This is a genomic window from Paraburkholderia bengalensis, assembly GCF_037126505.1.
Lineage (GTDB): Bacteria > Pseudomonadota > Gammaproteobacteria > Burkholderiales > Burkholderiaceae > Paraburkholderia > Paraburkholderia bengalensis.
In genome coordinates, this window is sequence record NZ_JACFYJ010000025.1 from 88,250 (window position 1) to 95,682 (window position 7,433).

Consider the following 7,433-nt stretch of genomic DNA (forward strand, 5'->3'; position numbering starts at 1 on the left):
GAATCATCACTAGGGAAAACCCTGAAACCGGTCGAGTGTCTAGTCTAAAATCGTCTTTAATCGGAATATAAGCTATTGATTTATATAGAATATCAATTATTCGAACGTGCGTTCGACTCACGTCGTCTTGTCGCAACGGCGGCATGAGAATTGCTGCGTCACAACACGACCGCGGATCGACCCGCGTCAACCCGCCTTGGCATCCGTAGCTGGAGCGCGCGAAGCCAACCCGTGATCGACCATGCCGACCACCTGTTCCGCGAATTCCCGATAGCCCAGCCGTCCGCCCGGCTTCAGCCAGGTGAAAGTCCAGTTGATCATCCCGAACACCATCATCGTGAGAGCCGTCTGGTTCTCGCGCGTCACCCGCTCGGGATACGCGCGCGCCAGCTGTCGCGTGAACGCGGCGACCACGTCGCGCTGCCGGTTCAGGATGATCTCGCGCTGCGATTCGACCAGATATTTGACGTCGTTCAGCAGCGCGACGTGCCGGCTATGCGATGTCTCATATTCGGAGAGAAAGGCGCGGATGAGTTCGGCGAATGTCTCGTGCTCGGTGAGGCCGCGCCGCTGGCTCGCGCCTTCCACCTCCGCGATGATCAGCATCAGCCGCTTCGTGTAGCGGTCGAGCAGGTCGAACAGAATCGCTTCCTTGCTCTCGTAATAGTGATAGAGACGCGCTTTCGACGTGCCGCTCGCCGCTGCCAGATCCGCCATCGATGTGCTCGGATAGCTGGTTTGGGCGAATTTGGCGGCGGCCAGTTCGAGGATCTGGTCGCGTTGGCTCTCGTGGTCTGGGGCTCGTGTACGGGCCATGATTGTTCTAGTTTGTCTTAAGCGGGAGAAAGGGTGGCACGCTCGACTTTCACTTCGAGCGAACGCCAGTTGTCCGGGGCGCCGCGCAACTGCAGCTGGCTGGCGGCGGCCAGTTCGCGCAAGCGCCACAGCACGATGCTGTCGCTGACCAGAAGGCCGCTGCCGGTTGCCATCACTTGTGCGGCGACCCGCGCGGCAGGCTGCCAGCCTTCGACGGCACGTTCGAGGATCAGTCCGTCCAGTTCGGAGAACGTGCCGCTCGTGTAGGTGTTGCCGCGCCAGCGACGCAGTTCCGAGTCGGCGGACTTCACTTCCTGCCATTCGAGCGCCAGCCGGCCGATGCGGAGCACCGAAATCGGCGCGGCGCAAGGCAGCTTCTGCTGTAGCTGCTCCGGCGCGAACATGCCGGCCGACGTCGCCCGATCGGAGCGGCGCAGCGGCGCGCTCGCTTCGCCTGTCAGATCGTCGATCGTGAGGCGCACGTCGTTGAGCCGTTGCGGCGTCTCGCGCAGACGGAAACATGCGCGGCGCAGCATCAGTTGATCGGCGGCGCTTTGGCCGTGCCACACCACAACGTGTTCAGTTCCACGGACCACCGCATCGAGATCGGCCGCTTGCCTGTCGAGCCCCGCGACGAAATCGCGCGTGGTGTCGCCGGTGACGCGGCGCCAGAAATCGGCCCGCGTGAGGGACGTTTCATCGACATCGCGCAACGGGCCGACGGCCAGATCGTCGCGCAACGCGAGCACGGCATCGGCTCGGCCGGCAAGACCGAGCGCGGTGCGCAGAGAGTCGGCGGCGACGTCGCCGTTGATGATGTGAATCGTGCTCATTGTCAGTGACGGGCGGTTCGGGCGCCGGTTGCGCGCGAACCGAAACACGTTCGATCCGTTAGCGCCATAACGAAAAACGCCGCTCGCGGCAGGAGTGACATTCCTGTGACGAGCGGCCCCTAGTGTAAGCGGATCACGGGTGCGCCGAAAGCGACGGCGCGCACATACCGTCCATGGCGCACACGGCAGCGCGCGATGCTCAGCGTTCGTCGTAGCTGACCACGATCTTGTCGCTAATGGGATGGCACTGGCAGGTCAGCACGAAGCCGTCGCGGATTTCGTGTTCTTCCAGCGTGTAGTTCTTTTCCATCTTCACTTCGCCTTCCAGCACCTTCGCGCGGCACGTGCAGCAGACGCCGCCCTTGCACGCATACGGCAGCGCGAGTCCGGCGCGCAAACCGACGTCGAGCACGCTCAAGCCCTGGTACGGCAGACGCAGCTTGCGTTTCTTGCCGTCGAGCACGATTTCGAGATCCGCCGTCGGCGTGTCGTCGGTGATTTCGGCGACAGGCACACCCGCCTGCGGCAGCGGCGTGCCGAAGCGCTCCACATGCACCTTCTCTTGCGGCACGCCCGCCGACTTCAGCGCGGCTTCGGCCGCGTCCATCATCGGCCCGGGGCCGCAGATGAACGCTTCGTCGATGGCGTCGGCAGGCACCAGCGTGTCGAGGAACGCAGCGCACTTCTGCTGATCCAGCACGCCGTTGAACAGCTCGACGTCCTGGAGATCGTCCGACAGCACGTGATACAGCACGAACCGGTTCATGAAGCGGTTCTTCAGATCTTCGAGTTCTTCGGCGAACATGATCTGATCGACGCTGCGGTTGCCGTAGATCAGCGTGAAGGTGCTGCGCGGCTCGATTTCGAGCGTCGTCTTGATGATCGCGAGCACGGGCGTAATGCCCGAGCCGCCCGAAAACGCCACGTATTGCTTGCCGTGATCGGCGTTCAGGTGCGTGAAGAAGCGGCCGTCCGGCGTCATCACGTCGATCGTGTGGCCGGGTTGCAGAGTATCGAACGCAAAGTTCGAGAAGCGGCCACCGCGCACGCGCTTAATGCCGATGCGCAGTTCGCCGTCGCGGTCGTAATCGGTGACGCCGACGCAGATCGAATAGGAACGGCGCGTTTCCTCGCCGTCGATATGCGTCTTCAGCGTGACGAACTGGCCCTGCGTGAAGCGATATTGCTCGCGCAGTTCGACGGGGACTTCGAAGGCGACGGAAACTGCGTCGGCGGTTTCGGGCCGCACTTCCCGGATGCGCAGCGGATGAAATTGCGGAGTGGCCATATCAGTACGGTTTGAAGTAGTCGAAGGGTTCGCGGCAGTCGATGCAGCGGTACAGCGCCTTGCAGGCCGTCGAGCCGAATTGCGCGAGTCGCTCGGTGTGCTTCGAGCCGCAGCGCGGACAAGCGGGCGCGGGCAGCGAGCGCGGCACGAAGCGGATCACTTTGTGTTTCGATCCGGCGCTGGCTTCGGCGCTGCCGCAATTGCCTGTGGGCGGCGCGATGCCGTAGGCGCGCAGCTTGTCGCGGGCGTCATCGGTGATCCAGTCGGTGGTCCATGCGGGCGCGAGCACGGTTTGCACGCGATGCGGCCCGAAACCGGCGGCGTCGAGCGCAAGGCCGATGTCTTCCGCGATCTGCGACATCGCCGGACAACCCGAATAAGTCGGCGTGATGACGACTTCGAGCGCGCCGTCGGCGGCGCGGCGCACGTCGCGCAGAATGCCCAGTTCGCGGATCGACACGACGGGGATTTCCGGATCGGGCACGGCTTCGAGCACGGCCCACGCCTGAGCGAGCGTAGGGTCGCGTGCAACGGCTGATTGAGCGATCGAAGACATCGTTTGACTCACCTGTTGGACCTGCGAGTGACCTGAATTACCAGCTTGCGCCCGGATGTTGACGCGCGAGGCTTTGCATTTCGGCGAGGAGGAAACCCATGTGCTCGGAATGTTCGCCGTGCTTGCCCGTCGTGACGTGCTTGACGGGCGCGGGCAGCTTGAGCGTCGCTTCATCGAGCGCGGCCTGCACATCTTCGAGCCACAGCGCTTCCAGTTCGGACGTTTTCGGTCCGATACCCGCGGCGGCGATCGCCTCTTCCGTGGCGTCGGCGCTAAAGAATTCGCGCGTGTAAGGAATCAGATAGTCGAGCGCGGCCTGCGCGCGGCGATGCGATTCGTCCGTGCCGTCGCCGAAGCGCACGAGCCATTCGCGCGCGTGGTGAACGTGGTACTGCGTTTCCTTGATCGACTTCGCGGCGATCGCGGCCAGCTGCTCATCCGACGAACCCGTCAGCGCCGACCACACATGCAGCATCAGCGTCGAGTACAGGAAGTTGCGCGCGATCGTGACGGCGTAATCCTTGTCCGCGCGCGCCGTGCCCGCGAGCGGCCCGACATGCGGCAGCTCGGCGAGCGTGTAGTTCGCGAACTCGCGCTCGGCGCGGAAGTACGCGTAGTCGTCTTCCGTGCGGCTTGCGCCCGTCAACGTCTTTTCCAGTTCGGCGGCGTGCGTGTACAGCAGACGCGCCTGGCCGATCAGGTCCAGACTCATGTTCGACAGCGCGATGTCTTCTTCGAGAATCGGGCCGTGGCCGCACCATTCGGCGTTGCGCTGACCGAGGATCAGCGCCGTATCGGCGAGGCGCAACACGTAGGCGAGGTGTTGGGGCGTGATAGTCATGACGCGCGCTTACATGTGGTTAACTTCGTCGGGCAGCTGATAGAACGTCGGGTGGCGGTAAATCTTGTCGCCAGCCGGTTCGAACAGTTCGGCCTTCTCGTCAGGCGCCGATGCCGTGATCGCCGACGACGGCACCACCCAGATGCTCACGCCTTCCTGGCGGCGCGTGTAGACATCGCGCGCCATGCGCAGCGCCATCGACGCGTCCGCCGCGTGCAGGCTGCCGCAATGCTTGTGATCGAGTCCCTGCTTGCTGCGCACGAAGACTTCCCAGATCGGCCATTCCTTGTTCATCGCTATCTCCTTCCTGCTTCCAGATTCGGGCGCCTTCAGGCGGCCTGTTGCTGCGCGCGCTGGCGCTGTTTTTCGGCGTGGGCGAGGGCGGCTTCGCGGACCCAGGCGCCGTCGTCGTGCGCCTTCACGCGCGTGGCGAGGCGTTCCTTGTTGCATGGGCCGTCGCCATTGACGACGCGCCAGAATTCTTCCCAGTCGAGGTCGCTGTAGTCGTAGTGGCCGCGTTCCTCATTCCATTTCAGATTCGCGTCGGGCAGCGTGACGCCCAGCACCTTGGCCTGTTCGACGGTTGCGTCGACGAATTTCTGCCGCAGGTCGTCATTCGTGATGCGCTTGATGCCCCACTTCGCCGACTGGTTGCTATGGACGGAATCCTTGTCGCTTGGGCCGAACATCATCAGCACGGGATACCACCAGCGGTTGACGGCCTGCTGGACGAGCTCGCGCTGCCCGTCGGTGCCTTTCATCATCGCCAGCAGCGCGTCGAAGCCCTGGCGCTGATGGAACGACTCTTCCTTGCAGATGCGGATCATCGCGCGCGCGTATGGACCGTACGTGCAGCGGCACAGCGGAATCTGGTTCATGATCGCCGCGCCGTCGACCAGCCAGCCGATCACGCCGACATCCGCCCACGTCGGCGTCGGGTAATTGAAGATGCTCGAATATTTCGCCTTGCCCGAATGCAGCGCGTCGATCATCTCGTCGCGCGACACGCCGAGCGTTTCGGCCGCGCTATACAGATAGAGGCCGTGGCCGCCTTCGTCCTGCACCTTGGCCAGCAGGATCGCCTTGCGCTTGAGGCTCGGCGCACGAGAGATCCAGTTCCCTTCGGGCAGCATGCCGACGATTTCCGAATGCGCGTGCTGCGAGATCTGACGGACCAGCGTCTTGCGGTATGCATCGGGCATCCAGTCTTGCGGCTCGATCTTGCCGTCGGCGGCCATGACTTCATCGAAACGGGCTTGCTCGGGCGACGTCGCGGCCGCGTCGAGCGGCGCGACGTTGCCTGGGATGTCGAGGGATTGCGTGTACATGTCGAACGCTCTCGTCATGAGTGGTGTGTGTTCGGCAGTATAAACCAACCGTCCGGTCGGTTAATAAATTTTTCGGGACGGGAGAGTAGGGGTTTGCACTATGCGTTCGGGCACAATAAGCGGCTTGTGCCCTTAACCGTTTTCTATCGATCCGTCGCAATGACCATACGCCCTTTCGCTGCTCTGTCCGTTGCCGTTTTGTCTGCCGTCGTGTGCGCGTCGGCGCCCGTCCATGCCGCCGACGCCGGGTCGCCGTGGGTCACCGCCTGGGCGACGGCGCTTCAGCCGATTCCGCAATTGCCTGATCCGCCGCCGCTTTATCGTGCGCCGGATGTCGCGGGGCGTACCGTTCGGCAGATCGTGTACCCGACGTTGTCGGGCGAAGTCGCGCGCCTTCATGTGAGCAACGCGTACGGAAAGGCGCCGCTTGTCATCGACGGTCTCAGCATTGCGCGTTCGGGCGCGGGCGCGGCTGTGCAGAGTGGCGGCGCGGCGCGGGTGACATTTGGCGGGAAGGCGACTGTCAGCGTGCCGGCGGGAGGGGAGATCGATAGCGACCCCGTGCGGATTCCCGTCACCGCGGGAGCTGCGTACGCGATCAGCAGTTATATGGGGCGCGAGCAGAGGATGGTTGCGTGGCATCGCGTCTCCAGCCAGGTCAACTATGTGTCGACGCCCGGCAATCACGTCGACGACCCGTCCGCCGATTCCTTCCGCCAGCGTTTCACGCAATTCGCGTGGGTAACGGGGCTGCAGGTGGAGGCGCCGTCGGCGGCGACGGTTGCGGCGATCGGCGACTCCATTACGGACGGGATGCGCTCGAGTCTGAATCAGAACCGGCGCTGGCCGGACGCGCTGGCGCGCAAGGTCGCGCAGAGCGGCGACAAGTCGGTGGCGGTGGTGAATCTCGGCATCAGCGGCAACCGCTTGTTGAGCGATTCGCCCTGTTACGGCGACGCGCTGGTGTCCCGTTTCGGTCGCGACGTGCTGGTGCAGCCCGGCGTGAAGTCGGTCGTCCTGCTGATCGGCATCAACGACATCAACTTCGCCGCGATGCCGCCGCACGCCGGGCTGGATTGCGATCTTCCGCATACGCAGGTGAGCGCCGACAGCTTGATCGCCGGCTACAAGCGAGTGATCGCGGCGGCGCACGGTCGCGGAATGCGCATCGTCGGCGCGACGCTGACGCCCGCGGCGCTGCCACCGCAGCGGGAAGCGTTGCGCGCGGAGGTTAATCAGTGGATTAAAACGAGCCGAGCGTTCGACGGCGTGGTGGACTTCGACGCCGCGTTGCGTGATCCGGCCGATCCCGTACGGCTGCGCCGCGCCTTCGACAGCGGCGACCACATCCACCCCAGCGACGCAGGATACGCAGCCATGGCCGACGCGATCCAGCTGCCGACGGTATTGAGTGCGGGCAGAAAGTGACCCTTTAAAAAACTTCGGTCACGCCCTTGTCATGCGAGTCGGGATGGCCTAAGATTCGCGTCCTCGTTCGACCGCGCGGTGTTTCAGGCGACGCGACGGGGCCGCGGCAGAAACGGCGCGGTGCTGGAGTCGACAGGGTTTTGAAGTGAAGTTAAAAAAACCGGTTGACGACAGCAAAAAGGTTCTTCATAATCTCGTTTCTCTGCTGCTGACGCGGCAACGCGGTGAAAGCAAGGCGCTTCCTGCGAATGTTCTTTAACAATCAACAGCCGATAAGTGTGGGTGCTCGATGGCGGCGCGCGGTGGTTTTCGAACTGCCGGATAGCGAAAGTAATCGAGTCTC

Annotated in this window: 9 protein-coding genes; 1 reads left to right on the plus strand and 8 read right to left on the minus strand. The window is 63.6% G+C overall.

What is annotated here, in order from left to right:
- Window positions 1-186: 186 nt before the first annotated feature.
- The 7 genes from H3V53_RS17165 to paaA form a co-directional block, all read right to left on the minus strand.
- Window positions 187-816 (minus strand): TetR/AcrR family transcriptional regulator, encoded by a 630-nt coding sequence (locus H3V53_RS17165; protein WP_336598963.1) that lies wholly within the window; start codon window positions 814-816, stop codon window positions 187-189.
- Between the two features lie 17 nt (window positions 817-833).
- Window positions 834-1,649: a DUF1835 domain-containing protein gene (locus H3V53_RS17170; protein WP_336598964.1), complete on the minus strand. Its 816-nt coding sequence runs from the start codon at window positions 1,647-1,649 to the stop codon at window positions 834-836.
- 199 nt (window positions 1,650-1,848) lie between these two features.
- Window positions 1,849-2,937, minus strand: a complete 1,089-nt coding sequence (gene paaE / locus H3V53_RS17175) for a 1,2-phenylacetyl-CoA epoxidase subunit PaaE (RefSeq protein WP_336598965.1) — start codon at window positions 2,935-2,937, stop codon at window positions 1,849-1,851.
- 1 nt (window position 2,938) lies between these two features.
- Entirely contained in the window at window positions 2,939-3,493 is a 555-nt protein-coding gene (gene paaD, locus H3V53_RS17180) for a 1,2-phenylacetyl-CoA epoxidase subunit PaaD (protein ID WP_054918477.1), read from the minus strand.
- Between the two features lie 37 nt (window positions 3,494-3,530).
- Window positions 3,531-4,334: a 1,2-phenylacetyl-CoA epoxidase subunit PaaC gene (gene paaC, locus H3V53_RS17185; RefSeq protein WP_054918479.1), complete on the minus strand. Its 804-nt coding sequence runs from the start codon at window positions 4,332-4,334 to the stop codon at window positions 3,531-3,533.
- Between the two features lie 9 nt (window positions 4,335-4,343).
- On the minus strand, window positions 4,344-4,628 hold the full coding sequence (paaB, locus tag H3V53_RS17190) for a 1,2-phenylacetyl-CoA epoxidase subunit PaaB (RefSeq protein ID WP_012402209.1): 285 nt from the start codon (window positions 4,626-4,628) through the stop codon (window positions 4,344-4,346).
- 35 nt (window positions 4,629-4,663) lie between these two features.
- Window positions 4,664-5,662, minus strand: a complete 999-nt coding sequence (paaA, locus tag H3V53_RS17195; RefSeq protein ID WP_336598966.1) for a 1,2-phenylacetyl-CoA epoxidase subunit PaaA — start codon at window positions 5,660-5,662, stop codon at window positions 4,664-4,666.
- A 159-nt stretch (window positions 5,663-5,821) separates the two neighbouring features.
- On the opposite strand from paaA, the gene H3V53_RS17200 reads away from it, so the two are divergent.
- On the plus strand, window positions 5,822-7,090 hold the full coding sequence (locus H3V53_RS17200) for an SGNH/GDSL hydrolase family protein (RefSeq protein WP_336598967.1): 1,269 nt from the start codon (window positions 5,822-5,824) through the stop codon (window positions 7,088-7,090).
- Window positions 7,091-7,173: 83 nt separating this feature from the next.
- Here the strand turns inward: H3V53_RS17200 and H3V53_RS17205 are convergent.
- A partial coding sequence (locus tag H3V53_RS17205; protein ID WP_336598968.1) for a hypothetical protein occupies window positions 7,174-7,433 on the minus strand: 260 nt, incomplete at its 5' end.

Bases quoted from the DNA above. Each gene is read 5' to 3' on its own strand.
- H3V53_RS17170 (WP_336598964.1), bottom strand. From the start codon at position 1,649: ATGAGCACGATTCACATCATCAACGGCGACGTCGCCGCCGACTCTCTG.
- paaC (WP_054918479.1), bottom strand. From the start codon at position 4,334: ATGACTATCACGCCCCAACACCTCGCCTACGTGTTGCGCCTCGCCGAT.
- H3V53_RS17165 (WP_336598963.1), bottom strand. From the start codon at position 816: ATGGCCCGTACACGAGCCCCAGACCACGAGAGCCAACGCGACCAGATC.
- paaA (WP_336598966.1), bottom strand. From the start codon at position 5,662: ATGTACACGCAATCCCTCGACATCCCAGGCAACGTCGCGCCGCTCGAC.
- paaB (WP_012402209.1), bottom strand. From the start codon at position 4,628: ATGAACAAGGAATGGCCGATCTGGGAAGTCTTCGTGCGCAGCAAGCAG.
- paaD (WP_054918477.1), bottom strand. From the start codon at position 3,493: ATGTCTTCGATCGCTCAATCAGCCGTTGCACGCGACCCTACGCTCGCT.
- paaE (WP_336598965.1), bottom strand. From the start codon at position 2,937: ATGGCCACTCCGCAATTTCATCCGCTGCGCATCCGGGAAGTGCGGCCC.
- H3V53_RS17200 (WP_336598967.1), top strand. From the start codon at position 5,822: ATGACCATACGCCCTTTCGCTGCTCTGTCCGTTGCCGTTTTGTCTGCC.